The sequence below is a fragment of the Kitasatospora sp. NPDC001119 genome (assembly GCF_053598475.1).
On the sequence record NZ_JBSFKI010000006.1, the window covers coordinates 1 to 24201 of the forward strand.

A 24201-nucleotide genomic window follows, 5' to 3' on the forward strand; every position below is an offset into this window, starting at 1 on the left:
GCCGAACTCAACGGCCGCCCACGCAAAACGCTCGGCTGGGAAACCCCAGCCGAGCGCCTGCATAAACTGATCGCGGCTTGATCAACTAACCACGTGTTGCAACGACCCCTAGAAACCGCCGCGTCTGCCGGGGGCTCTCGGTGTTCGGTGGTGCCGCGCGTCCGGCCGGTGCCGTCTCAGCAGCTGCCGGTGGCGGTCGGGGCGGGGGAGGGCTTGGTGGCCAGCGCGAGGGCGGCGGCCGCCTGGGTCTCGTCCAGCAGGGCGTTGTAGCTGTCGCCGATCACGAAGTCCACGGTGGTGTCGGTGCGGGCGTCGGCGGTGACAGCGGCCCCGGCGATCTGCGAGCCGACCAGGGTGCCCGCGCCGGCGCCGGCCGGCCCGGCGATCACCTGGGCGGTGCCGGGCACCTTCTTGTCCAGCTCGGCCGGGGCGTTGCCGACCTTGCCGATGACGAAGCCGCGCTTCTTGAACTCCTCGGCCGTCCGGCCGGCCAGCCCGGCCTTGGTGGTGGCGTTGTAGACGTTCACGGTGACGGCGGAGGCCTGCGGGACGGCGTGCGGGTCGCCCTGCGCGGCGGCGGGCGCACCGGAGGCGGCGGGGGTGCCCGGGGCGGCCCCCGGCGTCGGGGCGGCCAGCGGCTTGCCGGACGGGTCCGCGCAGGCCTGGGCCGAGGCGTTCTTGTTCCTGCCGGTGAAGATGTCGTACAGCTGCACGCCGCCGAGCGCGACCAGGGCCAGGGCGAGCAGGCCGGCGAGTGCGGCGATCACCTTGCGGCTCTTCTTCGGAGGCCGGCCCAGGCGCGGGTAGGTGTTGCCGGTGACGCGGTACTGCTTCCCCTTGAGGCCTTGGGGAGTCAACATGCTCACGGTTTGTCTCCCCCTCGTACCAGGGCGGGGTCGGGATGACGGATCGGCCGGGTGGGGGCTTCCCCCGGTGCGGGCGGAATCCCCTGGTCGCGGCCGTAGTCAGCAGCGTAGTGCCGGACAGCCTCGAAGGTACTAAACGATCATCATCTGGCGTACCCCGGTACCCGAAAGGGGGTACCGGGGTACGCGCGGACCGCCCTCCGCCGGGTGGCGAGGGGGCGGTCCGGAAAGCCCGTGGGGGTCCGACGGCCCGGTCGGGGGTCCGTCACTCCATTTCGAGGACGCGGGCGTGCAGCACCTGGCGCTGCTGCAACGCCGCCCGGACGGCCCGGTGCAGGCCGTCCTCCAGGTAGAGGTCGCCGTGCCACTTCACCACGTGGGCGAAGAGGTCCCCGTAGAACGTCGAGTCCTCGGCCAGGAGGGTTTCGAGGTCGAGTTGGCCCTTGGTGGTCACCAGCTGGTCGAGTCGCACCGGGCGCGGGGCGACGTCAGCCCACTGGCGGGTGCTCGTCCGGCCGTGATCCGGGTACGGCCGCCCATTGCCGATGCGCTTGAAGATCACACGGAAAGCCTACCGTTCGGACGGCGGATGGCGCAGCAGCCGAGGCTCCGCCACGCGCGCCGGTGTGAACTGCGCATGGACGAATGCCGCTGTTTGATGGGAAATGTCGCGAACATCGCCCGGTGCCGATCGGGTTCCGTGCCGATGCCGAAGCGTTCCGAAGCGTTCCGATCCGCTCAGGAGTGTTCACCGATGGACTCCGACCTCACCCCGCAGGCCGTCCGGGAGATCGCCGCCGGGTACGCCTTCACCGGCCCTGCCCTCGACCTCGGCGCGGTGCTGCTGGACGGCACCGCGTACCCGGACGCCCAGGTGCGCATCCCGCTGGGCGTGCTCAACCGGCACGGGCTGGTCGCCGGGGCCACCGGCACCGGCAAGACCAAGACCCTCCAGCTGATCGCCGAACAGCTCTCCGCGCAGGGCGTGCCGGTGTTCCTGGCCGACATCAAGGGGGACGTCTCCGGTGTCGCCGCGCCCGGGACGCCGAGCGAGCGGACCGGTGCCCGGGCCGCCGAGGTGGGGCAGCAGTGGGAGCCGCGCGGCTGCCCCGCCGAGTTCTACGCGCTCGGCGGGCAGGGCGCGGGCATCCCGATCCGGGCCACCGTCACCAGCTTCGGGCCGCTGCTGCTGGCCAAGGTGCTCGACCTGAACGAGACCCAGGAGTCCTCGCTCACCCTGGTGTTCCACTACGCCGACGCCAAGGGCCTGGAGCTCTACGACCTCAAGGACCTCACCGCGGTGATCGCCTTCCTCGCCTCGCCCGAGGGCAAGGAGGAGCTGCGGACCATCGGCGGGCTCTCGGCCGCCACCGCCGGGGTGATCCTGCGGGCGCTCACCGTGCTGGAGAACGAGGGCGCCGGGGCGTTCTTCGGCGAGCCCGAGTTCGACACCGCCGAACTGCTGCGGACGGCCCCGGACGGCCGGGGCGTGGTCTCGGTGCTGGAACTGCCCGCCGTACAGGACCGGCCGCGGCTGTTCTCCACCTTCCTGATGTGGCTGCTCGCCGACCTCTACCAGGAGCTGCCCGAGGTGGGCGACCCGGACAAGCCCAAGCTGGTGTTCTTCTTCGACGAGGCGCACCTTCTGTTCAAGGGCGCCTCCAAGGCCTTCCTGGAGGCGATCACCCAGACCGTGCGGCTGATCCGCTCCAAGGGCGTCGGCATCTTCTTCGTGACCCAGACGCCGCGGGACGTCCCGTCCGACGTGCTGGCGCAGTTGGGCAACCGGGTGCAGCACGCGCTGCGCGCCTTCACCCCCGACGACGCCAAGGCGCTGAAGGCCACCGTCTCGACCTTCCCGCGCTCCTCGTACGACCTCGGCGCGGTGCTGACCTCGCTGGGCACCGGCGAGGCCGTGGTCACCGTCCTCTCCGAGAAGGGCGCGCCGACCCCGGTCGCGGCGACCAGGCTGCGGGCGCCGCAGTCGCTGATGGGGCCGATCGAGGCGGCGGACCTGCGGGCGGCGGTGGACGCCTCGCCGCTGACGGCGCGCTACCGGGACGCGATCGACCGGGAGTCGGCGTACGAGAAGCTGGCGGCGCGCGCCCCCCGGCCGGAGGCGGCGCCGGCCGGGGGGCGCGCGTCGGCTCCTCCCGAGCCGGCGGCGCGGCGGGAGGAGCGGGAGGGGAAGGCGCGGGAGCAGGCGGGCGTGGGCGGGCTGCTCGGGTCGCTGCTGAACAACCCGAGCGTCAAGTCCTTCGCGCGCTCGGCCGGGAAGCAGCTCGGGCAGGAGATCTCGCGCAGCCTGTTCGGGACGTCCAAGCGGCGGCGGTGACCGGTTCCGGGGCAGGCGGCCTCAGGCGGAGAGCGCGGCGCCGATCCGGTCCAGGGAGGACAGCCGCATCAGGCCGTAGTGGTAGAACTCGACCTCGGGGACGCCGAGTTCGCGCAGGGTGGCGATCTTGGCGGCGAGGTTCTCCGGGCCGTCGCAGTCGGAGGACATCGGGCGCAGGATCACCGCCATGGACTTCGGGTGGACGCCGTGCAGGGCGAAGGCGGCGAGCTTCTCCCGGACGGCCTCCGGGGTCCTCGCGTAGCCGAGGGTCTCGATCTGGTCGGCGGCTCCGGCGAGGGCGGGCAGGTCGATGCCGGCCAGCCAGCCGGTGCCCGGGCCGCCGCCGTCCATGAAGCTCAGCCGCATGCCGTGCCGGCGGGCCTGCTCGGAGAGGTCGGCGGCCAGCGCGGTGACGGTGGCGGCGGAGGCGTCCACGTAGGCGGCGAAGGCGCCGTCGGCGAGGGCGCTGAGGTCGGCGGGCCGGGCGGCGGCGGACTCGTCGGCCAGCCGGTGGCGCAGCTCGGCGCGGACCGCCTCGGCCACCTCCTCGGCCGGGACCCCGGCGGCGGTGGCGGCGGCGCGGCAGTGCGGGCAGAAGCAGACCCCGAGCAGGGCCTCGGCGGTCGGGCCCAGCTCCTCGAAGTAGCGCTCGTGGTGGTAGCCGTGGCGCAGCCCGTGGAAGTGCAGGGACTCGGCGCGGACCGCGTCCACGCCGTACCGGGCCAGTTCGGCCACCAGGGTCAGCGCGTACTCCCGGACCTCCGGGTTCGCCGGGCAGAGCTCGGTGAGGTGGCGGTCGCCGAAGGCGTTGGCGGGGGCGCAGTCGGGGTGGGCGAAGCCGAGCCGGTCGTTGTGGCAGAAGACCGTCCAGGCGTGCAGCTTCAGGCCGCGGCGGCGGGCCTCCTCGCCGGCCTCGGCGAAGGGGTCGCGGTCGCCGATCGCGGTGGACGGCGCCGGGGCCAGCCGGCGGCCCCGCCAGGCGGCCGGGTCGGGGCGGAAGTACGCCGCGCCCGGCTCCAGGTAGCGGACCACCCGGCGGGGGTTGTGCGGGAAGACGTCGCGGGCCTCGTGGTAGACGGAGGCGAGGGTGACGCCGCCGACCCCGGCGCGGTCGGTGAGGTTGCCGAAGAAGGTGTCGGCGCCCTCGTCGAGCAGGTCGGTGGCGAAGGCGAGGACGGACGACTCCACGGTGCGGCTCCGGAGCTGGGGGAGGGTGAGCCGTCCACGCTAGCCGCAGGGGTGGGATTGGTCTATACCTGATGGCCCGGGTGGGCTACCGGGCCGACGGCCGCCGGGCCGGGGGCTACAGGCCCAGGTCGTCCAGCTGCTTGAGCAGGGCGGATCCGGGGCTGTCCGGGGCGGCGGCGGGCTTCGGGGCCCGCTGCTCGGCCGGCCGGCTGCGGAGCAGGAAGGCGGCGGCCAGCCCGCCGATCAGTCCGCCCAGGTGGCCCAGCCAGCTGACGCCCGGGGTGACCGGCAGCACGCCGATCAGGATGGTCGAGTAGACCGCCGCGATGACGATGCCGACCGCCGCGTCCAGCACGTTGCGGTCCAGGACGCCGCGCAGCACCACGTAGCCGAGGTAGCCGTAGACCAGGCCGCTCGCCCCGGCCGTCACGGTGTTCGGGCTCTCCAGCAGCCAGACCAGCAGCCCGTCGGACATCGTGATCACCAGGCTGGCCAGCAGGAACTTCTTCATGCCCCGGTAGGCGGACAGGAAGCCGAGCAGGAACAGCGGCCAGGCATTGGCCGCGATGTGGTCCCAACCGAAGTGCAGGAACGGCGAGGTGAAGATCTCCGGCAGGTCGCCGATCCGCTCCGAGCGCAGGCCGAACTCCTGCGACAGCCCGTAGTCGTCCAGCCAGTTGACCACCTGGACGGACCAGATGACGGCCTGGAGGCCGATCATGGTGAACAGCGCGTCGCGCGAGTCGGAGAGCAGACGGGTCATTCTGGAGGCCATGCCGTCGACTCTAGGGGCGGCGGGATCGCACACGCACCCGATTACGGCGAGCCGTTTAGAGTGACCTGTGTCATTCCGACCGTGAGAGGTGACCAGCCCATGAGCAAGCGCGCGCCGCTGCCGTACGAGTTCCTTCCGCAGGTGCCGTCCTTCCCGCTGAGCAGCGAGGACATCACCGAAGGCGGCACGCTGGGCCCGGAGTTCGTCCACGCCGACGGCAACCTCTCGCCGCAGCTGGCCTGGTCGGGCCTGCCGGAGGGCACCCGGAGCATCGCGGTCACCTGCTACGACCCGGACGCGCCGACCGGCTCCGGCTGGTGGCACTGGCTCGCCCTGAACCTGCCCGCCGACACCGCCGGCCTGCCGCGCGGCGCCGGCTCCTCGGACGCCGACCTGCCCGGCGAGGCCTCCTTCCACGGCCGCAACGACTTCCCGGGCAACCGGTACGACGGCGCCGCCCCGCCGCCCGGCGCCCCGCACCGCTACGTCTTCGCGGTGCACGCGCTGGACGTGGAGGAGCTGGACATCGCCGCCGACACCCCGCCGGCCCAGGTGGGCTTCAACCTCACCTTCCACACCCTGGGCCGGGCGCTGCTGACCGCCGAGTACGGGGTCTGAGCGGGGCCCGATCGATGTCGATACCGGTGTCCGACCGTCCGGTCGAGGTCTGGCGGCTGCCCGCGGAGGACGTCCGGGCCGGCCACCGGGCCCTGACCTGGACGGTCGGGCCGCAGGGGGAGCTGGCCGTCCTGGTGGTGCCGGAGCGGTACGCGGCACCGGCCGGTTCGTGGCCGTGCGCCCGGCTGCCGTTCGACGGCGAGGTGGTGGTGCGCGGCCCGCGGGGCGAGTGGCGGGTGCCGCTCACCGGGGTCGGGGTCCCGCCGGACTTCCTGGCGCTGCTGCCGGGCGGCCGGGTGCTGCTGGTCGGAGGCAGGGCCGAGGAGTCGGCGGACGGCTGGGAGCGCAACGGCCAGGTCTTCGGGCCGGACGGCCGGCTGACCCGGGAGCTGCAACTCGGCGACGCCGTCCAGGCGTTGACCACCGACCGGGACGGCCGGATCTGGCTGGCCTTCGGGGACGAGGGCAACTACGGGGACAACCCGCTCGGCCAGTACGGCCTGCTCGGGCTGGACACCGCCGGACGGGTCGTCTGGCGGCCGGACTTCGGGCAGCTGGGCGACCAGCCGCTGGAGGGCCTCGCCGCCGCCACCGAGGGACGGCGGGCCTGGCTGGCCTGGTACGGGGACAGGAGCCACCTCACCGGGATCGACCCGGACGGGGGCGAGCCCGTCGTCATGCGGCTGCCGGCCCGCCAGCCGGTGGGCTTCGCGATCGCCGGGGACCGGGCCGTGTTCCTCCAGCCCGGCGGCGAGCTGATCCGGTGCGAACGGGAGAGCCGGAAGGGCTGGCGGGAGGTGCGCCGCGAGCGGGTCGGCGTCCCCGGCGGCCTCGACCGGGGGCGCGCGCACGGCCGGGACGGGGCGCTCTGGTTCCGCTCCGGCAACGGCTGGTTCCGGGTCGAGGCCTAGGTTCCGGCCCTCGGGTCGCGGCCTCAGGTGCCGGCTTTCAGGGCGGGGCCCGGGGTCCGAGCCTCCGGGCCGGCCGCGTGGTGGGCGCGGTCGGCGAGCCGGCGCAGGTGCTCGCGCAGCGCCGGCGGCTCGTGCACCTCGAAGGGGCAGTCCAGCGACAGCAGCCGCATCGCCGTCCACTCCAGCGAGTCGGAACGGGAGCGGAGCCGGCAGCTGTGCCCGTCGATCGGTTCGACCTCGGAGTCGCCCGGCCGGAGGCTGTCGCGGACCCGCTCGGCGGGGGCGTGCACGGTGGCGACCACGGTGCCGCTCGGCGACGGGCGGCGCAGCTTGCCCGCCACGTACGCGGCGGCGTCCTCGGCGGGGAGCGGGCGCGGGGTGAAGCGGACGCCGGTGGCGGCCGGGCCGCTCAGCCGGTCGACCCGGAACAGCCGCCAGTCCGCGCGGTCCAGGTCGTAGCCGACCAGGTACCAGCGGCGGCCGACCGAGACCAGCCGCTCGGGCTCGACCTGCCGACTGGTCTCGGCGCCGTCGTACGCCCGGTAGCCGAAGCGCAGCCGCTCCCGGGCGGTGACGGCGCGGGCGAGCACGGTGAGGTCCTCCGGGTCGACGGTCGGGCCGTCCCCGGCGAGCAACGGCACGGTCGCGGAGTTGAGCGTCCCGACCTGGTGCCGCAGCCGGCCCGGCAGCACCTGGAGCAGTTTGCCGAGCGCCCGTACCGAGGCCTCCTCGATGCCGACCACGGCGTGCCCGGCCGCCGCGCGGAGCCCGACCGCGATGGCCACCGCCTCCTCGTCGTCCAGCAGCAGCGGGGGCATCGCGGTGCCCGCGACCAGCCGGTATCCGCCCTCCGCGCCCATGCTGGCCCGCACCGGGTAGCCGAGCTCGCGCAGCCGGTCGATGTCGCGCCGGATGGTGCGGGGGCTGACGCCGAGCCGTTCGGCGAGCTCGCTGCCGGGCCACTCGCGCGGGGTCTGGAGCAGCGAGAGGAGGTTCAACAGCCGGGCCGGGGTGTCGCTCATGTGCGCCTCTCGATGCTTCGCTCGCTCGTGCCGTCGCTCGTGCCGTCCAGAATGCCGGACCAACTGGGACAGATTCTGACCTAGATGCCCGCTACTGTCGTGGACGTGGAAAAGGTAGAGGAGTACGGAATGGGCACCGCGGCAGCGGAGCGCCGGAGGTGGATCGCGCTGACGATCGTGATGGTCGCCTCCTTCATGGACCTGGTGGACGTGACCATCGTCAACATCGCCATCCCGAGCATCCAGCAGGACACCGGCGCCTCGTTCAGCGCCGTCCAGTGGGTCACCGGGGGCTACGCGCTGGCCTTCGCGATCGGGCTGATCACCGGCGGCCGGCTGGGTGACATCCACGGCCGCAAGCGGGTGTTCCTGATCGGGATCGGCGGCTTCACGCTGGCCTCGGCGCTGTGCGGGCTGGCCTCCAGCCCGGAGATGCTGATCGCGACCCGGGTGCTCCAGGGCGGCACGGCCGCGCTGATGGTGCCGCAGGTGCTGTCGATCATCCACGCGACCTTCCCGGCGGAGGAGCGCGGCAAGGTGTTCGGCCTGTTCGGCGCGGTGGTCGGGCTGGGCGCGGTCTCCGGTCCGATGATCGGTGCGCTGCTCACCGAGTGGGACCTGTTCGGCCTGGCCTGGCGGCCGATCTTCCTGATCAACCTGCCGGTCGGCATCGCTGGACTGCTGCTGGGCCGCCGCTTCATCGACGAGTCCAAGGCCGACCAGGCGCTGAAGCTGGACCTGGTGGGCGTGGCGCTGGCCAGCCTCGGCCTGCTGATGCTGATCTACCCGCTGACGCACGGCCGGGAGGCCGGCTGGCCGCTGTGGGGCTACCTGTCGATGGCCGGGAGCCTGCCGGTGTTCGCGCTGTTCGTGGCGTACGAGAAGGTCAAGACGCGGCGGGACGGCTCGCCGCTGGTGGAGCTGGCGCTGTTCCGGGTGAAGTCCTTCGCGGCCGGGATCTGCGTGCAGCTGGCCTTCGGCGTGGCACTCGGCATCTACTTCCTGGTCTGGACCCTCTACATGCAGATCGGGCTGGGCTGGAGCCCGCTCAAGGCCGGCGCGACCGGCATCCCGTTCTCGATCGCGGTCTCCACGGCGGCCGGACTGTCGGTGCAGAAGCTGGTGCCGCGGTTCGGGCGGAAGGTGCTGCAGACCGGCGCGCTGGTGATGGCGGCGGGCGTGCTCGTCTACATCTGGGAGGCGGACCGGTACGGGACGACGATCACCGCCTGGCAGATGGCGCTGCCGCTGGTGGTGATGGGCCTCGGGATGGGGCTGATCGTCGCGCCGATCACCGACGCGGTGCTGGCGGAGGTGCCGCGTGAGCACGCCGGTTCGGCGTCCGGGCTGATCAACACCGTGCAGCAGGTGGGCAACGCGCTCGGGCTCGGCCTGGTGTCGGTGGCCTTCTTCGGGGCGATGGACGACGTGGTCGCGCCGGAGGCGGTCGGGACGGCGTTCGGCGGGGCCTTCGTGCACGCGATGTGGTGGGTCGCCGGGGTGCTGCTCGCGGTCTTCCTGCTGATGTTCGCGCTGCCGCGGCGGCGCAAGGCGCTCGGGGCCGTGGCCGGTTCCGGGGGCGCGGGTGGCTCCGCGGACGGTTCCACCGCGGAGCAGCAGGCGCCCGTCGTGGCCTGACGGAGCGCTCCCGTTCACGGGCCCCGGTCGCGCTGCGCGGCCGGGGCCCGCGTCGCGCTCTGGGCGGGGCCGGCCCCGGTACGGCCGGCCGGGTGGGTCAGCCGGTGCTCAGCGCACACCGGTCGGGGTGGGGGCGGCGGACGTGCGGGTGGTGGTGCGCGGCTTGGCGGCGGCCTTGGCCTCCTTCGCGGCGCGCTTCACCTCCTGCTTGAACTCCCGTACCAGGGTGAGCGATTCGGGGCCGGTGATGTCGGCCACCGAGCGGTGCGCGCCCTCCTCGCCGTACACCCCGGCCGCCTCGCGCCAGCCCTCCGGCCGTACCCCGTACTGCTTGCCGAGCAGGGCCAGGAAGATCTGCGACTTCTGCTTGCCGAAGCCGGGCAGGGCGTTGAGCCGGCTGAGCAGCTCCTTGCCGGTGCGGACGTTCTTCCACAGTGCGGCCGCGTCGCCGTCGTACTGCGCGACGAGGAACTGGCAGAGCTGCTGCACCCGTTTGGCCATCGCGGCCGGGTAGCGGTGGACCGCCGGTTTGGCGGAGAGGAGCGCGACGAACTCCTCCGGGTTGTAGGTGGCGATCTCGTGGGCGTCCAGGTCGTCGTGGCCGAGGCGCTGGGCGATGGTCAGCGGGCCGGTGAACGCCCACTCCATCGGGACCTGCTGGTCCAGCAGCATGCCGACGAGTGCGGCGAGCGCGCTGCGTCCGAGCAGTTCGTCGGCCTCGGGCTGCTGTGCGAGCCGGACGGTGACGTTCATGGGCTTGCCCTCCTCGGAGTTGACGTCGGGTCGGCGCCCAGTCTGGTGGAAGCGGCGTTGGCGTACGCGGTCAACACGCCCGTAGCCGGGGAAGTCTTGTCTGTTCAAGGCCTTGCCAGAGCTGCATTGTTCGTTGGCGGAGCGGTTGCCGGGGGTGCCGGCGGGGGCGCGAGGGATATTTTTTGCCCGTGCCTGTCGCATCCGCCGGGGGTCCCGGAGCGGGGGCGCGTCGAACCGAACAGCCGTCGAATGGAGGGCGCTCCAAAGCCCGTCGCCCACACCGTCGTCACCGCTCGGCGTCCGCGCCCACGCTTCCTTCCCTCTTTTCTGTCTGGCGCCCACCTCCCCCCGCCCTCGCCCTCGGCCTCGCGGCCTGAGCCGGAACCGCTGCTCCCGCCCGGGCAGGCCACGACCGGCCCGCCCGGGCGGGAGCGCGTTCATATGTGTTGCTCTGGTGCGTGGACATGTCGCCAACTCGTTTTGTTCGCATGGTCATTCGAGGGGGAAAGAGGAAACGGGAAACCCCGTCGATCGCCGTTTGACCGGCTTGATCGCATGCCAAGATTCCAGGCGGAAGCGAGGGGTGACCGCTTCCGGCCCGTGATGCAGCAGATGCCAGGGCGGTCGGATCCAGACGGGGGTTGGCATGAGCGTGTCCAGATTGTCGTCCGGAGAGTTCGGTCCGGAACTGCGCAGACGTCGGATCGCCGCCGGGCTGACCCTCACCCGGTTGGCCGAACTGCTCAGCTACAGCAAGGGACACCTGAGCAAGATCGAACGTGGGCACAAGCCACCCCCGCCTCAGTTGGCGCGTCGCTGTGACGTTCAGCTCGACGCGGGCGGCGAGCTGGAGCGGCTGCTGGCGGGACGTGGTGGGGCCGAGTCGGCGCCGTCCGGCGGACCGGTGCAGAGCGGCGTCGTCGGTGAAGCGGAAGCAGTGATCGGGGCCGACCAGGAAGGGGTCCGTTGGCCCGGGGCCTTTGGACGGCGGCAGCTGCTTGCCGTCGGGGCCACTTCACTGATCGGTGGCGGGCTGACCGCGACCCTGCCGACGGAGGCCTCGGCGACCGCCGTCGCGGAATCCGGCCCGGTCGAGATCTTCCGGGCCCAGTTCGACCAGATGCGACAACTCGGCCAGTCCGGTGACCCGGGCACGCTGATCCCGCTGCTCACGGTCCAGACCCACACCTTGCGCGAGCTCGCCGCCCGGGCCGACCCGGTGAACCGGGGCCGACTGCTCGTGCTGGCCGCGCGGTACGCGGAGTACACAGGCTGGATGGCGCAGGAGGCGGACGACAACACCTCGGCACTGTGGTGGACCGCCCGGGCGGTCGAACTCGCACAGGCAGGCGGAGACCGCGACCTGGCGTCGTACGCGCTGGTCCGACGCGCCCTGATCACCTTTTACGCAGGTGACGCGACCCAGACCGTACAACTGGTCGAACCGGCGCAGGACGACGCCCTGCCACCACGGATCCGGGGCCTCGCAGCACAGCGGGAGGCTCAGGGGCACGCTCTCACCGGCGACCACACCGCTTGTCTGCGCAGCCTCGACCGGGCCCGAGAACTGCTGGCCAGGGCCGACACCGAGAACGGCGGTACACCTCTGCTCGGCACCACCCACCTGGCCGACCCGGCGGCCGTGGTCACCGGCTGGTGCCTGTACGACCTCGGCCGCCCGCGCCAGGCCGCCGAAGTGTTGGACCACGAGTACCCGAGGATCCCGGCGCACGCCGTCCGCAGCCGCGCCCGGTACGGCATCCGGCGCGCCCTCGCCCACGCGGCCACGGGGGAACCGCAACGCGCCTGCGAACTCGCCGCGGAGCTCCTGCCCTTGATCCCGGCCTTGCGGTCGGCCACCATCCGGTCCGACGTCCGCAGGCTCGCCCACGAGCTGCACCGGTTCCGGGCCGGCCGACCCGTGCAGGCCCTCCAGCCCCTGCTCGCGCAGGCGCTGCACCCGTAGACCGCCTGAACTCCCGGCCCGTCCCCGGCCGCCACACCGTTCCTCATCCCTCACTCACCTGGAGAGGTGATTTCGTCATGCCCGAGATCTTCGTCAACTACCGCACCAGCGACGAGGGCACGGCCGCCACGGTCATCGAGCGCGAGCTCTCCCAGCGGTTCGGAACCGATCGGGTGTTCCGCGCCAGCAAGTCCATCAAGATCGGCCGACCCTTCCCCCAGGAACTGCTGACCGCCGTCCGCCGTAGCAGCGTGCTCATCGCGGTCATCGGTCCGCGCTGGACCGATGCCCGTACGGCGGACGGTCGACGCGCGCTGGACGACCCGGAGGACTGGACCCGGCGGGAGATCGTCGAGGCCTTCGAGAACGAAGCCCTGGTCGTTCCGGTCCTCGTCGGCCGCCTGACACGGCTCGACCGACGGACCCTCCCGCCCGAGATCGCCGAGCTGGCCGACTGCCAGTACCGCCGGTACGACGATCGCGACGCCGAGCACTGCCTCCTGCGCCTCGGTGACGACCTTGCCGAAGCGGTCCCCCGGCTCGCGGAGGCGGAGCGGCAGATCGCCAAGTCGAAGGGGGCGACGGAGACCCGCAACGAGGTCGGCCGGGTGAACGGCAGCGTGGTGCAGGCCGGGGACTACCGGCACGACCAGAGCGGAGGGATCGGCAACGTGGGCCGCGACGTGGGGACGTTCATCAACAACGCGAGCGGCCCGGTCCACACCGGCAACGGCTCCCAGCACAACACGATCCGGCACGGCGGTGTGGAGTTCCACGGCGACGGCGGCACCTACCTCGAACGCGGCACCGTCAACCACACCTTCGGCGACCGGGGTGACCGCAGGGGACGGCGCCGGTGAGCGACCACGGGGACGCGACGTGGATCGGCAACGCCCGGGGGCAGACGCACACGGGCAGTGGGAACCAGTACAACTACTTCGTCTCCGACACGGACAGGCTGATCCGCAGCGGAGGGGATCCGCTGCGGATCGCGGCCGAGCGACGCCTTTGGCTTAGTGAGCGCTTCGTGCCACCGGACGGATACGCGGAGGCGCTCCGGAAGTTGGAGGAGCCGGGCACGGCCGTCCTGGTCTCCGGAGCCGAAGGCAGCGGACGCCGTACGGCTGCCGTGGTCTTGTTGCACTGCTCGGGTGAGCCGGGCGATCCGTTCCGCGAGGTCACCTCCGACGATCAGCAGGCGGAACTGGGCGAACTCTCCCACGGTGAACGCGTCCTGATCGACCTCACGGACCTCTCCGACCAGCAGGTCGTCGACGCGCAGGGCCTGATGAAGTCGTACTGGGCCAAGGTCGAGGGCGTTGCCGGCCGACTGGTGGTGGTTCTCTCGCGGGACCACGAGCACCTCCTGCAGCCGGATGTCCGGCAGTTGCTGATACGGCTCGGCCGACCTGCGGGCGGCGAGGTGCTGGCCAGTCACCTGGGGTGGGCCGGAATCGAGGTGTCCGTCCCGGAGCTGCGACAGTCGAGCCTCGGCGAGCTTCTGGACAGCTCTCCCATGCGGGAGTTGGAACGACTCCACGAGCTCGTGGTCGAAGCGAGTTCGGCAGGCGGTGACTTCGCGGAGTGGGCGGACAAAGCCGGTGCGGCCCTCAGTGAGCGCCTCGACGAGGTGGCCCGGCAGATCGCCAAACTCGAGGACGGTCGCCAACGGGCCTTGCTGTTTACGGCGGCCATGCTGGACGGAGCCCCTGCGGTCGCGGTGTTCCGTCTTTCCGACCAGTTGCTGACGAGGGTCGGCCACCCGGAGGACGAACGGCCCCGCCTCGACCGGGCCGACCTGAGACAGCGGGTGCGGGATCTGGGAATGGTGGTGGAGGAAGGCCGGATCGGCTTCACGAAGCTGGCATACGCGGCGGCGGTTCGAGACCATGTCTGGTCCTACTACCCGGATCTGCGGGACGCGTTCGGGGCGTGGGTCGGAGACGCGATCAGGGCGACGACGTGGCTGGACGCACCGGATCGCCGGCGGATGGTCGCCCGCTTCACCGAACAGGCCCTGCAAGCCGGCGATGTGGGTCTGCTGACCGACCTGGTGGCGTCCTGGGCGAAGGAGAACCGGCTCTTGCCGGTAGCGATGCTGGTGCTGGAGGAGGGCGTCACGAGTGGGACCTGCGGTTCGGCGTTCCGGGCGAAGACCTATGAATGGTCGGTTGGCCCGCCGCTGCCGACCAATCTGGTGCGGGGCCTCGCGCGGATCTGCGTCGATGTGATGGCAGTGCGTCATCCCGGCCAGGCCCTCGTCCGCCTGCACCACCTCGCACGGAGGGAAACCGCGGACGGTCCGCGGCATGCCCGGGATGCCTTGCGGGAGCTGGTCGGCCGGGACAGGTACCTGTACTTGGGGCTGCTCTCCCGAGTCCTGGATGGGCTGGAGAGGAGCGAGCCGGTGCTGTCGGACGCCGAGATCTTCTTGGAGCTGGTGGACCCGTTGCCGTTCTGGGTGTCCGACCGGGACGCCGTTCGGGGTTGGAGGGGGATGCTGGCGGTGGCTTCGTTCCGGGAGGCGTGCGAGGTCGGAGTCCGGAACTGGCTCGAGGCCGCGCGAAGGGCGCGGGACGGCGGTGAGCGGCTGCTGGGCATCCTCGTCCGGGCCGCCGACGGCCGAGTCCCGGTACTCAGCCGCTACTACCTGCTGGCCCATGAGTGGGCGGCCGGACCCGAAGATCACCCGGGGCCGGTGAGCCGGGCGGAAGTCGCGACGCGCTTCTGCCGAAAGATCGACCACGTCCAGGGGATCGAACCACTTGTCGGGGCGACCGGGGGGAGAGGGCTGTGAAGGGTACGGGGAAGGCGCCGCTGGTCGGGCTGGCGCTGGCGGCGGGCTCGGTGACCGTGGTACTCGGGTTGTTGGCCAGGTGGCCGGTCTGGCTGTGGGCGGTGCCGGCCACGATGGCCCTCCTGTTGGCCGTCCTGCAGGCATCGGCCAGGGCTCCGAAGCCGGCGGAGCCGCCGTGGGAGAAGACCAGGGTGGCCGGAGTGGCACTGCCGAGCCTGGTGCCGGACTACGACTTCCACTTCTCGGCCACGGTGTGGTGGCGTCCGATCCCGAACCTCACCGGGCTGGTGCACGCGGACCCGGCGGGCCTGGCGGTCGAAACGGTGCTGGAGCGGGCCCGTGAGGTGACGGCGTGCGAGATCCCGGGGCGGCTGGACCTGGTGCAGCACCGGTTGAACGGTGTTCTCGGAACGCAGAGCCAGGACCGGTCGGGCCTGGTGGAAGCCATGGGCGGGCGGGTCGAGCTCCGGCTGTCCGAGGACGACCGGCACCGGCTCGGGAAGTTGTCGGAGGTGCGGAAGACCGAGGAGGTCTGGGAGCACGAACGCCGCCACGAGCAGAGTAAGCGGGCCTATCTCGGCGACGACGTCCTGAAGTCGCCGGGAAGTGCGATGGTGTGGTGGCTGGCCCGCCACGACGAGCAGATCAGGGAGGCGGTCGACCTGATCGGCCCGCTCGCACAACTCTCGGCTGCTGCCAACGACCAGGCCGTGAGCGAGCTGTACACGCACCTGGTGCCGGGAGCCGGGCTTTCTCCGGACGACTCAGGGGACGATGACGAGGAGGGGCCCGCGGGACCGGCCGGGCCGTACGGTCCGGCCGGGGGGCCCTCCGTGATCGGGCCGTTGAGGCAGTTGCTGGACGACGTCGAGCTGGACGAGGACTCCGCCGAACGGAAGGTCTACACGCACCGTGTGGCGGACTTCACCGCTGCGGCCGGCCGACCGGAGTTCGCACGGCTGATCCGGGCGAAGCTGTTGGGGGAGGACGACGTCGTGCCCGGTCAGCCGGGACCGACGGACGAGTGACGACTGAAAGCTCGAACGTAGTATCGGATGCCGGGGCGTGGGGGGTTGGGGAGGGCGCTCGGCCGGGTGGGTGGTTCTGGACGGGGGGAACGAGTCATTTCATATGACTGTTTCTGTTGTGACGGTGCGGCGAGCTGACGGCGGGTCATTCTTGGTCCAATTCGACACGTCCAGAAAGGCCCGCCCGCCGTGACCCAGCCGTTCGAACTGCCGTCCTTCTACGTGCCGCACCCGGCACGCCTCAACCCGCATCTGGACGAGGCACGGGCCCACTCCACCGGCTGGGCCCGGGAGATGGGGATGCTGGAGGGGTCGGGGATCTGGGACCAGGCCGACCTGGAGGCCCACGACTACGGACTGCTCTGCGCGTACACCCACCCCGACGCCTCCGCCGAGGCGCTGTCCCTGGTCACCGACTGGTACGTGTGGGTCTTCTTCTTCGACGACCACTTCCTCGACATGTACAAGCGCACCAACGACCGCGGGGCGGGCAAGGCCCACCTCGACCGGCTGCCGCTGTTCATGCCGGCCGACCCGGCCGCCGAGCTGCCGGAACCGGAGAACCCGGTCGAGGCGGGACTGGCCGACCTGTGGCGGCGCACCGTGCCGGTGATGGGCGAGGACTGGCGGCTCCGGTTCGCCGCGAGCACCCGGAACCTGCTCAACGAGTCGCTGTGGGAGCTCGCCAACATCAACGAGGGCCGGGTGGCCAACCCGGTCGAGTACATCGAGATGCGCCGCAAGGTCGGCGGCGCGCCCTGGTCCGCGCAGCTGGTCGAGTACGCGGCCGGCGCCGAGGTGCCGAAGGAGGTGTCGGGTTCGCGGGCGCTGCGGGTGCTGATGGACGCCTTCTCCGACGGGGTGCACCTGCGCAACGACATCTTCTCGTACCAGCGGGAGGTGGAGGACGAGGGCGAGCTGAGCAACGGCATCCTGGTGCTGGAGCGGTTCCTGGAGTGCTCCACCCAGCAGGCCGCCGAGGCGGTCAACGACCTGCTCACCTCGCGGCTGCAGCAGTTCGAGAACACCGTGTTCACCGAACTGCCGGTGCTGTTCGCGGAGACCGGGCTGGACCCGGCGGGCCGTGCCCGGGTGATGGCGTACGTCAAGGGCCTCCAGGACTGGCAGTCCGGCGGGCACGAGTGGCACCTGCGCTCCAGCCGGTACATGAACGGCGGTGGGGCGGCGGCGAGTTCGTCCGGTTCGGCGGCCTCGGGCGCTGAGGTGGCGCCCGGTTCGGGCGGTGGGCTGCCGGGGCTGCCGGGGCTGCCGGGTGGGCCCGGGGGCGGCAACTGGTGGGACCAGTACGCGATCGGCGGCATTGGGACCTCGGCGCTGGACATCCTGCGCAGCACGGCCGCCGGGGCTTCGGCGGCAGCGGCGGAGGCGGCCGCGGCGGAGGCGAGCCCGGCGGAGGCGAGCCCGGCAGAGGCGAGCCCGACGGGTGCGGCCGAGGGTGCGGCGGGCCCGGCCGTGCGGCGGGCGCGGTCGCACGGCCACGTGCCGCACCAGGCCGTCGGGCCGTCCCTGCTGCCCGAGTTCGAGCTGCCGTACGAGCTCCGGCTGAGCCCGCACCTGGACGGCGCCCGGGAGCGCGTGATCGAGTGGGCCGGGCGGATGGGGCTGCTGGCGGCGGAGCCGGGCGTCCCCGCGTCCGGCATCTGGGACGCCGAGTCGATGCGCGACTACGACCTCCCGCTCTGCGCGGCCGGCCTCCACCCGGACGCCACCGCCGACCAACTCGACATCGCCTCCGCCTGGTTGGCCTGGGGCACCTGGGCCGACGACTACTACCCCCGGGCCTTCGGACGCACCCGCGACCTGGGCGGCGCCAAGGCCGCCAACGCGCGGCTGTCCCTGTTCATGCCGGTGGACGGCACCCCCGCGCCGGAGCCCGTCAACGCGCTGGAGCGCGGCCTCGCCGACATCTGGGAGCGCACCGCCGGCCCGATGGCCGTCGAGGCCAGGGGCCGGTTCCGGGTGGCCGTCGAGGTGATGCTGGACAGCTGGATCTGGGAGCTGGCCAACCAGATCCAGAACCGGATCCCGGACCCGGTGGACTACCTGGAGATGCGCCGCTCCACCTTCGGCTCCGAGCTCACCACGAGCCTCTCCCGCCTCGGCCACGGGCAGACCGTGCCGCAGGAGGTGTACGACCACGGCTCGATGCGCGCGCTGGAGAACTCCGCGATGGACTACGCGTGCATGATGAACGACCTCTTCTCGTACCAGAAGGAGGTCGAGTACGAGGGCGAGCTGCACAACGCCGTCCTGGTGGTGCAGAACTTCTTCGGCTGCGACTACCCGTCCGGGGTCCGGATCGTCGACGACCTGATGCACTCGCGGCTGGGCCAGTTCCAGCACGTCGCGCAGAAGGAACTCCCGGTCATGTACGAGGACTTCGGGCTGGAGCAGGCGGCCAGGGAACTGCTCGACGGGTACGTGGGGGAGCTGGAGAACTGGCTCGCGGGCATCCTCAACTGGCACGGGGGCTGCCTCCGGTACGGCACGGCCGACCTGGAGCGGCACTTCGGCGCCGAGCGGGACCTGGTGGAGGCCTCGCAGGCCCGTCGGGCGGCCACAGCGGCGGCCGCCGAGGCTCCGGTGGCGAGCACCGCACCGGTGGTTCCGAGCGTGCCGGTGCCCCCGGTGCCCCCGGTGCCGCTCGGCCCGACCGGCCTGGGCACGGCCTCGCTGCGCCTGTCGGCGGGCGGCTGACCTCGAAGGTCCGCACCCGCGCGGGTTCCAGCCCGCGCGGGTGCGGCGCGTCGTGGCTAGGCTGACGAACCGGGGGCCGGCGTACGCCCTCCCGGCGCGCGCACTTCGCCACACACGAGGGCAGAGAGATGGCTGCGCTACCTGAGGGCACACCCTGTTGGGCCGACGCGATGTTCACCGACCTGGAGGGCGCCAAGGCCTTCTACGGCGACGTGCTGGGCTGGACCTTCGGCGAGAGCTCGTCGGAGTTCGGCAACTACACCCAGGCGTACTCGGACGGCAAGGCGGTCGCCGCGGTCGTGCCGCCGATGCCCGGCGCGGAGGCCCAGTCCGCCTGGTGCCTGTACCTGGCCTCACCGGACGCCGGTGCCACCGCGGCGCGGATCCGTGCCAACGGCGGCGAGGTGGTCATGGGGCCGATGCAGGTCGGCGACTTCGGCACGCTGGTGATCGCCAGGGACCCGGGCGGCGTGGTGTTCGGCGTCTGGCAGGCCGGGCGGCACGAGGGCTTCGAGAAGCAGGGCGAGCCCGGCGCGTACAGCTGGGCCGAGGTGGTGACCCGCGAGCCCGCGAAGGCGGACGCCTTCTTCCCGGCGGTCTTCCCGTACGGCGTGCAGAAGATGGCGGGCGGGGACTTCGACTACCGGATGTTCCAGGTCGGCGGCCGGCCGGTGCTGGGCCGGATGGGAGCGGAGGGCGACTTCCTGCCGCCCGAGGCCCCCTCGTACATCAGCGTCTACTTCGCGGTGGACGACACCGACGCCGCGATCGGGCGTCTGACGGCGCGCGGCGGCACGGTGTACTTCGGGCCGATGGACAGCCCGTTCGGCCGGTTCGCGGCGGTCGGCGACCCGCAGGGCGCGGCCTTCGGGTTGATCGACCTCGACCGGCGGGTAGGGGAGCAGCCGGAGACGGAGGACGTCTGATGCGTCCGACGGGACGACGAACGACAGGGGTGGCCGATGGGTGAGCGCGAGGAACTCGTCGAGACGCTGGACAAGCACCGCGGACTGCTGCGGCACACCGTACGGGACCTCACCGACGCGCAGGCGGCCGAGCGCACCACCGTCAGCGAGCTGAGCCTCGGCGGCCTGATCAAGCACGTGGCGGGGGTCGAGGCGCGCTGGGCGCGGTTCATCACCGGCGGTGCGGAGGCGATGCGGAGCGGGGACGCGGGCGCCGCCGACCCGGACGCCTGGGCGGCCCAGTTCCGGATGGCGGAGGGCGACACGCTGGCCGGGCTGCTCGCCGAGTACGAGCGGACGGCGCGCGGAACGGACGAGCTGGTCCGGAGCCTGCCCGACCTCGACGCCGCCCACGACCTGCCGCCCGCGCCCTGGTTCCCGCCGGGCACGGCCTGGTCGGCCCGGCGGGTGCTGCTGCACCTGATCGCCGAGACCGCGCAGCACGCCGGGCACGCGGACATCATCCGGGAGGCGCTGGACGGGGCGAAGTCGATGGGCTGAGCCGGAGCGGCGCCGTTGAGCGGGAGCGGCGCCGGGGCGGCCGTCAGGGCAGCTCCACGCCGAGGAGTTCGCGCAGCGCCCGGCCGCCGTCCGGGGTGACCCGGAGGGCCCGGCCGGAGCCGATCCGCTCCACCCAGGCGCGGTCCAGGGCGGCCCGGCAGAGGGCCGCGCCCAGCGCCCCGCCCAGGTGGCCGCGGCGCTCCGTCCAGTCCAGGCAGCTGCGCACCACCGGGCGTCCGCCGCGGCGGCCCGCGCCCGGCGGCAGCTCGATCGCCTGCGCGGCCAGCCAGTCCCGGCCGCGTCCGGTGACGGCCAGCCCGTCCTCCTCGGTGACCAGGCCGCGCGCGAACAGCGCGTCCGACACGGCCACGCCGAGGCGTCCGGCCAGGTGGTCGTAGCAGGTGCGGGCGCGGGCCTCGACGCTCAGCCGGGTGGCCTCGGTCAGGTTGCGGGGCGCGGTCGCGGGGCCGGGACCGGACTCCGCGAAGACGGTGAGGTCCTCGATCAGCGTGGCCACCGCGGGCGAGGCCAGCCGGACGTACCGGTGCCGGCCCTGCCGCTCCTCGGCCAGCAGCCCGCCCGCGATCAGCCGGGACAGGTGCTCGCTGGCCGTGGACGGCGCGACGCGCGCGTGCCGGGCCAGCTCACCGGCCGTCCAGGCACGGCCGTCGAGCAGGGCGGAGCAGATGGCGGCCCGGGTGGGGTCGGCGAGCAGGGCGGCGAGGGCGGCGAGCGTCATGCCTCCATGGTCGGGGCACGGCGGTGCGTGGATGCCCTGGTGCGGGGGACGGGGCGGTCGCGGCGGCGGGGCCGCGTGGGGGAACGGGGCCGGGGACATGCCTCCAGGGTCGCCCCGGCACGGTTCGGCCAGGGCCGAAACGACCCGGGGCCACGATGACGGCATGAGCGAAACCACGGTGGTCCCCGGGGCGGCGACCACGACCTTCTCCCGCTACGACGATGTGACGGCGGCCCTGGCCGATCCCGCGCTGGTGCCGCTGCCCGCGGCGGCCCCCGCGCCTGGTGTGCCGGGCGGCGCCCCCGGCACGGTGGCCTGGCTGCGGTCCGCCGTCGCCAGGTTCAGCTCCGGTGAACCGCACGCCCGGCGCCGGGCGCTGGTGCTGGCCGACCTGGAGCGGCTGGACCCGGACCGGCTGCGGGTGGCCGCGGCCGGCGGCTTCGAGTCCGACGTCCGGCTGCGGGTCGTCCGGGTGCTCGCGGCGGAGCTCGGTCTGGCCGACCCGGAGGCCGTGGCGCGGGACGTCGCGACGGTGTCCCGGGCGTACTTCACCGACGTGCCGGCCTGTTCGGCGGTGGACGGCCCGGTGGCGGACGCGGCCGTGGACCCGGCGGTGGACGGCGCGTCGGCCGACCCGGTGGCCGATGCGGCGGTGGCCCGGCTGCTGCCCGCGATGGGGGACCGGGACGAGGAGACCGCCGCGAACCGGATCGGCCTGCTGGTCCAGGCCTGCGACGCCACCGCCGCGCTGGTCGAGGGCGCCCGCCGGCACGAGGACGGGTTGGCCGGCGTGCTGCGCACGGACCCGCCGGTCCGGACGATGCGGCGGATCGCCGTCCGGGCGACCGAGGTCGGCGGGGTCGCGGTGCCGGCCGGGACGCGGGTCCTGCTCGACATCGCCGCCGCCCAGGCCGGGGCGCCGGCCGGGGTCGCGCTCACCTTCGGTGCCCCGCCCCGGAGTTGCCCGGGCCGCTCGCAGGCCCTGGTGATCGCCGAGGGCATCCTGTACGGCGCCTCCGATCCGGCGGACACCGGGACGCCGCCGTCGACCCCGGGCCTCGACAAGGCCGAACTGGCCGCCCTGGTGCCGGAGATGGTCACGTACGTGCTCGCCCTGGCGGTCGGCTGGACGGCCTGGGACGGCCGTCCGATCGTCAACACCGACGGCCGAACCTACGCGCCGCACAAGGCCGTTCGCCGCATCACCGACCATCTCGTCGACCACCTCGCCGAGGTGGAGGCCCGGCTGGTCGGCGAACCGACCGAGCCCGACCGCTGGCACGCCTCCAACGCCACCACCCCGGCCGACCTGGCCCCGTTCACCACCGCCGACCTGGACGAGGCCCGCAGCCGGCTGACCCGGCTGGCCGGGATCTGGTCCCGGCGGGTCGCGGCGCTGCCGGACGAACGGCTGGACGACTCCCCGGGGACGGGCTGGAGCTTCCGGCAGATCGTCTGCCACGTCTCCGAGGCCGGGTACTACTACGCGGACTCGGTCGGGAGCCTGGCGGGTGCGAGGGGCGGCGCCGCGGATCCGACGTGGGTGACCAAGAGCCCGACGTGGGTGGCCGACAGTCCGGCGGACCCGACCGGACACCGTGCGAACGAGCCGATGGAGACGACCCGATGACCCCCTTCGCCGCCCTGCACCACCGCCCCGGGTGCCCGCTGCTGCTCCCCAACGCCTGGGACCACGCCTCGGCCGTCGCCCTCGCCGCCCAGGGCCACCCCGCGATCGGCACCACCAGCCTGGGCGTGGCGGCCGTCGCCGGCCTCCCCGACGGCGCCGCCGCCACCCGCGCGGAGACCGTACGGCTGGCGCGCAGGCTCGGTCGCGGCGGCTTCCTGCTCAGCGTCGACGCGGAGTCCGGGTTCAGCGACGACCCGGACGAAGTCGCCGAGCTGGCCGTGGAGTTGGCCGAGGCCGGCGCGGTCGGCATCAACCTGGAGGACGGCCGGGCGGACGGCACGCTGGCCCCGTCCGCCCGCCACGCCGCGAAGATCGCCGCGGTGAAGGCGGCTACCCCGGAGCTGTTCGTCAACGCCCGTACCGACACCTACTGGTGCGGGCAGGACGCCCCCGAGGCGGAGACGTTCCGCCGCCTGGACGCCTACCAACAGGCGGGCGCGGACGGCGTGTTCGTCCCCGGGGTGACCGGTCCGGCGGCGATCGGCCGGCTGGTCGGCGCGCTCGCCGTCCCGCTCAACATCCTCTGGACGCCGACCAGCCCGGGCCTCGCCGAGCTGGCCGCGCTCGGGGTGGCCCGGGTCAGCCTCGGGTCGCTGCTGTACCGCGCGGCACTGGCGGCGGCGGTGGCCACGGCGGCGGCCGTCGCGGCGGGGGAGCCGGTCGGTCCGGTGCCGGGGTACGCGGAGGTGCAGGCGCTCAGCGGGAGCTGAGCCGCGCGGTCGGGGCGGCGCTGGGCCGCGTGGTCGGGGCGGGGGCGGCCCCCGGAGGGCTCAGTGCTGTCCGCGGGCCGTCCTGGCCGCTTCGATCCCGTCCAGGATGACGTTGACGCCCCGGGCGAAGGTGCTGTCCCGGCCTCCGGCGACCTCGTCCGGAACCGAGGTGGTGTACAGCCGGTGCAGCCGCGGGAAGTCCTTGGTGGCCTCCGTGACGACGGGCAGCAGCCGGTTCATCCACTCCTGCTCGTCCTGGCCGCTGCGGGCCAGCGCGGCCAGCCAGGCGGCCTCCACGCAGGCGGTCCCGATGGTGTAGCCCATGACCGCGTTCATCGCGTCGTTCGCCTCGACGATCTCGAAGCCGGCCGCCTCCAGGACGTCCAACAGGGCTTCGGAGAGCCGCATCCAGTTGGGGCCAAGGTAGATCATCCCGACGTCTCCGATCACCCCGACCATCCACGGGTGGCGGATGATGGCCGTGCGCATGCTCTCGGCGCACTCCGCGATCTTCGCGCGCCAGACCTTCGGCTCCTCGGACCCCTCGGCCGAGGGGTGCGGGAGGGTGCCGAAGACCTGGTCGACGACCAGGGCGAGCAGCTCGTCCTTGTTGGCGACGTGGGTGTAGAGCGAGGTGGCGCCGGCGTTCAGCCGGGCGGCGAGCTTGCGCATGCTCAGCGCCTCGATGCCGCCGGAGTCCAGCAGCGCGAAGGCCTCGGCGACGATCTGCTCGCGGCTGAGGGCGGGCTGTTCCCGCCGTCGCTCGGGGCGGTTCCACGGCATGGGGATGCCCGGGGTCGTGCCGTCCTCTGTCCTGGCCGCCATCGGGCCCTCCTCACCAATCGTCCGGATCCGGTCCGGTTCGGCGCCGCTCGCCACGGGCTGATGCGAACAGTGTACGGCGCGACGAACAGCGTGCGGAGATCGAACGGTGTGCGGCGTTGCGAACAGTGTGCGGTGTCCGTACAGTGTTCGGAGCGG

21 protein-coding genes are annotated in these 24201 nt (G+C 73.1%); 13 read left to right on the top strand and 8 right to left on the bottom strand.

Features of this window, described 5'->3' with window-relative positions; all coding sequences use genetic code 11:
- Positions 1–176: 176 nt before the first annotated feature.
- Complete coding sequence (locus ACWDD9_RS08910; protein WP_049650160.1) at positions 177–860, bottom strand: LytR C-terminal domain-containing protein; 684 nt, start codon at positions 858–860, stop codon at positions 177–179.
- Between the two features lie 271 nt (positions 861–1131).
- Entirely contained in the window at positions 1132–1428 is a 297-nt protein-coding gene (locus ACWDD9_RS08915) for a type II toxin-antitoxin system VapB family antitoxin (RefSeq protein ID WP_030061387.1), read from the bottom strand.
- A gap of 192 nt (positions 1429–1620) precedes the next feature.
- Here ACWDD9_RS08915 and ACWDD9_RS08920 point away from each other — a divergent pair, with 192 nt between their 5' ends.
- Positions 1621–3201, top strand: coding sequence for a helicase HerA-like domain-containing protein (locus ACWDD9_RS08920; RefSeq protein WP_449811180.1), 1581 nt, complete (start codon positions 1621–1623; stop codon positions 3199–3201).
- A gap of 21 nt (positions 3202–3222) precedes the next feature.
- Here the strand turns inward: ACWDD9_RS08920 and ACWDD9_RS08925 are convergent, their stop codons facing one another.
- The gene (locus ACWDD9_RS08925; protein WP_449811181.1) at positions 3223–4389 is read right to left on the bottom strand and encodes a hypothetical protein; all 1167 of its coding nucleotides are present in this window, start codon (positions 4387–4389) and stop codon (positions 3223–3225) included.
- Between the two features lie 115 nt (positions 4390–4504).
- Positions 4505–5164 (bottom strand): rhomboid family intramembrane serine protease, encoded by a 660-nt coding sequence (locus tag ACWDD9_RS08930; protein WP_449811182.1) that lies wholly within the window; start codon positions 5162–5164, stop codon positions 4505–4507.
- 99 nt (positions 5165–5263) lie between these two features.
- Here ACWDD9_RS08930 and ACWDD9_RS08935 point away from each other — a divergent pair, with 99 nt between their 5' ends.
- Positions 5264–5782, top strand: coding sequence for a YbhB/YbcL family Raf kinase inhibitor-like protein (locus ACWDD9_RS08935; protein ID WP_449811183.1), 519 nt, complete (start codon positions 5264–5266; stop codon positions 5780–5782).
- Positions 5783–5796: 14 nt separating this feature from the next.
- Positions 5797–6693: a hypothetical protein gene (locus ACWDD9_RS08940; protein WP_449811184.1), complete on the top strand. Its 897-nt coding sequence runs from the start codon at positions 5797–5799 to the stop codon at positions 6691–6693.
- A 23-nt stretch (positions 6694–6716) separates the two neighbouring features.
- On the opposite strand, the gene ACWDD9_RS08945 is transcribed toward ACWDD9_RS08940, so the two are convergent.
- Entirely contained in the window at positions 6717–7715 is a 999-nt protein-coding gene (locus ACWDD9_RS08945) for a helix-turn-helix transcriptional regulator (protein WP_380779886.1), read from the bottom strand.
- Between the two features lie 129 nt (positions 7716–7844).
- On the opposite strand from ACWDD9_RS08945, the gene ACWDD9_RS08950 reads away from it, so the two are divergent.
- Complete coding sequence (locus tag ACWDD9_RS08950; RefSeq protein WP_375876733.1) at positions 7845–9353, top strand: MFS transporter; 1509 nt, start codon at positions 7845–7847, stop codon at positions 9351–9353.
- A gap of 108 nt (positions 9354–9461) precedes the next feature.
- On the opposite strand, the gene ACWDD9_RS08955 is transcribed toward ACWDD9_RS08950, so the two are convergent.
- On the bottom strand, positions 9462–10106 hold the full coding sequence (locus ACWDD9_RS08955; RefSeq protein WP_074001818.1) for an HhH-GPD-type base excision DNA repair protein: 645 nt from the start codon (positions 10104–10106) through the stop codon (positions 9462–9464).
- 646 nt (positions 10107–10752) lie between these two features.
- Here ACWDD9_RS08955 and ACWDD9_RS08960 point away from each other — a divergent pair.
- From ACWDD9_RS08960 to ACWDD9_RS08990, 7 genes are all read left to right on the top strand, one after another.
- Positions 10753–12072, top strand: coding sequence for a helix-turn-helix domain-containing protein (locus ACWDD9_RS08960; RefSeq protein WP_449811185.1), 1320 nt, complete (start codon positions 10753–10755; stop codon positions 12070–12072).
- A gap of 77 nt (positions 12073–12149) precedes the next feature.
- Complete coding sequence (locus tag ACWDD9_RS08965) at positions 12150–12932, top strand: toll/interleukin-1 receptor domain-containing protein (RefSeq protein WP_387822386.1); 783 nt, start codon at positions 12150–12152, stop codon at positions 12930–12932.
- Complete coding sequence (locus tag ACWDD9_RS08970) at positions 12929–14869, top strand: hypothetical protein (RefSeq protein ID WP_449811186.1); 1941 nt, start codon at positions 12929–12931, stop codon at positions 14867–14869. The genes ACWDD9_RS08965 and ACWDD9_RS08970 overlap by 4 nt, the downstream gene beginning before the upstream one ends.
- On the top strand, positions 14866–15897 hold the full coding sequence (locus ACWDD9_RS08975; protein WP_375876729.1) for a hypothetical protein: 1032 nt from the start codon (positions 14866–14868) through the stop codon (positions 15895–15897). The genes ACWDD9_RS08970 and ACWDD9_RS08975 overlap by 4 nt, the downstream gene beginning before the upstream one ends.
- A 189-nt stretch (positions 15898–16086) precedes the next feature.
- Positions 16087–18615 carry a terpene synthase family protein gene (locus tag ACWDD9_RS08980; protein WP_449811187.1) on the top strand — a complete coding sequence of 843 codons (2529 nt, stop codon included), beginning with the start codon at positions 16087–16089 and terminating at the stop codon, positions 18613–18615.
- 128 nt (positions 18616–18743) lie between these two features.
- A complete protein-coding gene (locus ACWDD9_RS08985; protein WP_117488588.1) occupies positions 18744–19541 on the top strand; it encodes a VOC family protein in 798 nt (265 codons plus the stop codon).
- 36 nt (positions 19542–19577) lie between these two features.
- Positions 19578–20081: a DinB family protein gene (locus ACWDD9_RS08990; RefSeq protein WP_049660190.1), complete on the top strand. Its 504-nt coding sequence runs from the start codon at positions 19578–19580 to the stop codon at positions 20079–20081.
- A gap of 43 nt (positions 20082–20124) precedes the next feature.
- On the opposite strand, the gene ACWDD9_RS08995 is transcribed toward ACWDD9_RS08990, so the two are convergent.
- Entirely contained in the window at positions 20125–20820 is a 696-nt protein-coding gene (locus ACWDD9_RS08995) for an ArsR/SmtB family transcription factor (RefSeq protein WP_449811188.1), read from the bottom strand.
- Between the two features lie 163 nt (positions 20821–20983).
- Between ACWDD9_RS08995 and ACWDD9_RS09000 the strand changes: the two genes are divergently transcribed.
- Positions 20984–22450, top strand: a complete 1467-nt coding sequence (locus tag ACWDD9_RS09000; RefSeq protein WP_449811189.1) for a hypothetical protein — start codon at positions 20984–20986, stop codon at positions 22448–22450.
- On the top strand, positions 22447–23220 hold the full coding sequence (locus ACWDD9_RS09005; protein ID WP_449811190.1) for an isocitrate lyase/PEP mutase family protein: 774 nt from the start codon (positions 22447–22449) through the stop codon (positions 23218–23220). The genes ACWDD9_RS09000 and ACWDD9_RS09005 overlap by 4 nt, the downstream gene beginning before the upstream one ends.
- A gap of 60 nt (positions 23221–23280) precedes the next feature.
- On the opposite strand, the gene ACWDD9_RS09010 is transcribed toward ACWDD9_RS09005, so the two are convergent.
- Entirely contained in the window at positions 23281–24045 is a 765-nt protein-coding gene (locus ACWDD9_RS09010) for a TetR/AcrR family transcriptional regulator C-terminal domain-containing protein (protein ID WP_049652296.1), read from the bottom strand.
- Positions 24046–24201 lie beyond the last annotated feature (156 nt).

Excerpts from the sequence above, each read along its gene's own strand:
- ACWDD9_RS08910 (WP_049650160.1), bottom strand. The coding sequence starts at position 860 with ATGTTGACTCCCCAAGGCCTCAAGGGGAAGCAGTACCGCGTCACCGGC.
- ACWDD9_RS08920 (WP_449811180.1), top strand. The coding sequence starts at position 1,621 with ATGGACTCCGACCTCACCCCGCAGGCCGTCCGGGAGATCGCCGCCGGG.
- ACWDD9_RS08930 (WP_449811182.1), bottom strand. The coding sequence starts at position 5,164 with ATGGCCTCCAGAATGACCCGTCTGCTCTCCGACTCGCGCGACGCGCTG.
- ACWDD9_RS08935 (WP_449811183.1), top strand. The coding sequence starts at position 5,264 with ATGAGCAAGCGCGCGCCGCTGCCGTACGAGTTCCTTCCGCAGGTGCCG.
- ACWDD9_RS08940 (WP_449811184.1), top strand. The coding sequence starts at position 5,797 with ATGTCGATACCGGTGTCCGACCGTCCGGTCGAGGTCTGGCGGCTGCCC.
- ACWDD9_RS08945 (WP_380779886.1), bottom strand. The coding sequence starts at position 7,715 with ATGAGCGACACCCCGGCCCGGCTGTTGAACCTCCTCTCGCTGCTCCAG.
- ACWDD9_RS08950 (WP_375876733.1), top strand. The coding sequence starts at position 7,845 with ATGGGCACCGCGGCAGCGGAGCGCCGGAGGTGGATCGCGCTGACGATC.
- ACWDD9_RS08955 (WP_074001818.1), bottom strand. The coding sequence starts at position 10,106 with ATGAACGTCACCGTCCGGCTCGCACAGCAGCCCGAGGCCGACGAACTG.
- ACWDD9_RS08960 (WP_449811185.1), top strand. The coding sequence starts at position 10,753 with ATGAGCGTGTCCAGATTGTCGTCCGGAGAGTTCGGTCCGGAACTGCGC.
- ACWDD9_RS08965 (WP_387822386.1), top strand. The coding sequence starts at position 12,150 with ATGCCCGAGATCTTCGTCAACTACCGCACCAGCGACGAGGGCACGGCC.
- ACWDD9_RS08985 (WP_117488588.1), top strand. The coding sequence starts at position 18,744 with ATGGCTGCGCTACCTGAGGGCACACCCTGTTGGGCCGACGCGATGTTC.
- ACWDD9_RS08990 (WP_049660190.1), top strand. The coding sequence starts at position 19,578 with ATGGGTGAGCGCGAGGAACTCGTCGAGACGCTGGACAAGCACCGCGGA.
- ACWDD9_RS08995 (WP_449811188.1), bottom strand. The coding sequence starts at position 20,820 with ATGACGCTCGCCGCCCTCGCCGCCCTGCTCGCCGACCCCACCCGGGCC.
- ACWDD9_RS09000 (WP_449811189.1), top strand. The coding sequence starts at position 20,984 with ATGAGCGAAACCACGGTGGTCCCCGGGGCGGCGACCACGACCTTCTCC.
- ACWDD9_RS09005 (WP_449811190.1), top strand. The coding sequence starts at position 22,447 with ATGACCCCCTTCGCCGCCCTGCACCACCGCCCCGGGTGCCCGCTGCTG.
- ACWDD9_RS09010 (WP_049652296.1), bottom strand. The coding sequence starts at position 24,045 with ATGGCGGCCAGGACAGAGGACGGCACGACCCCGGGCATCCCCATGCCG.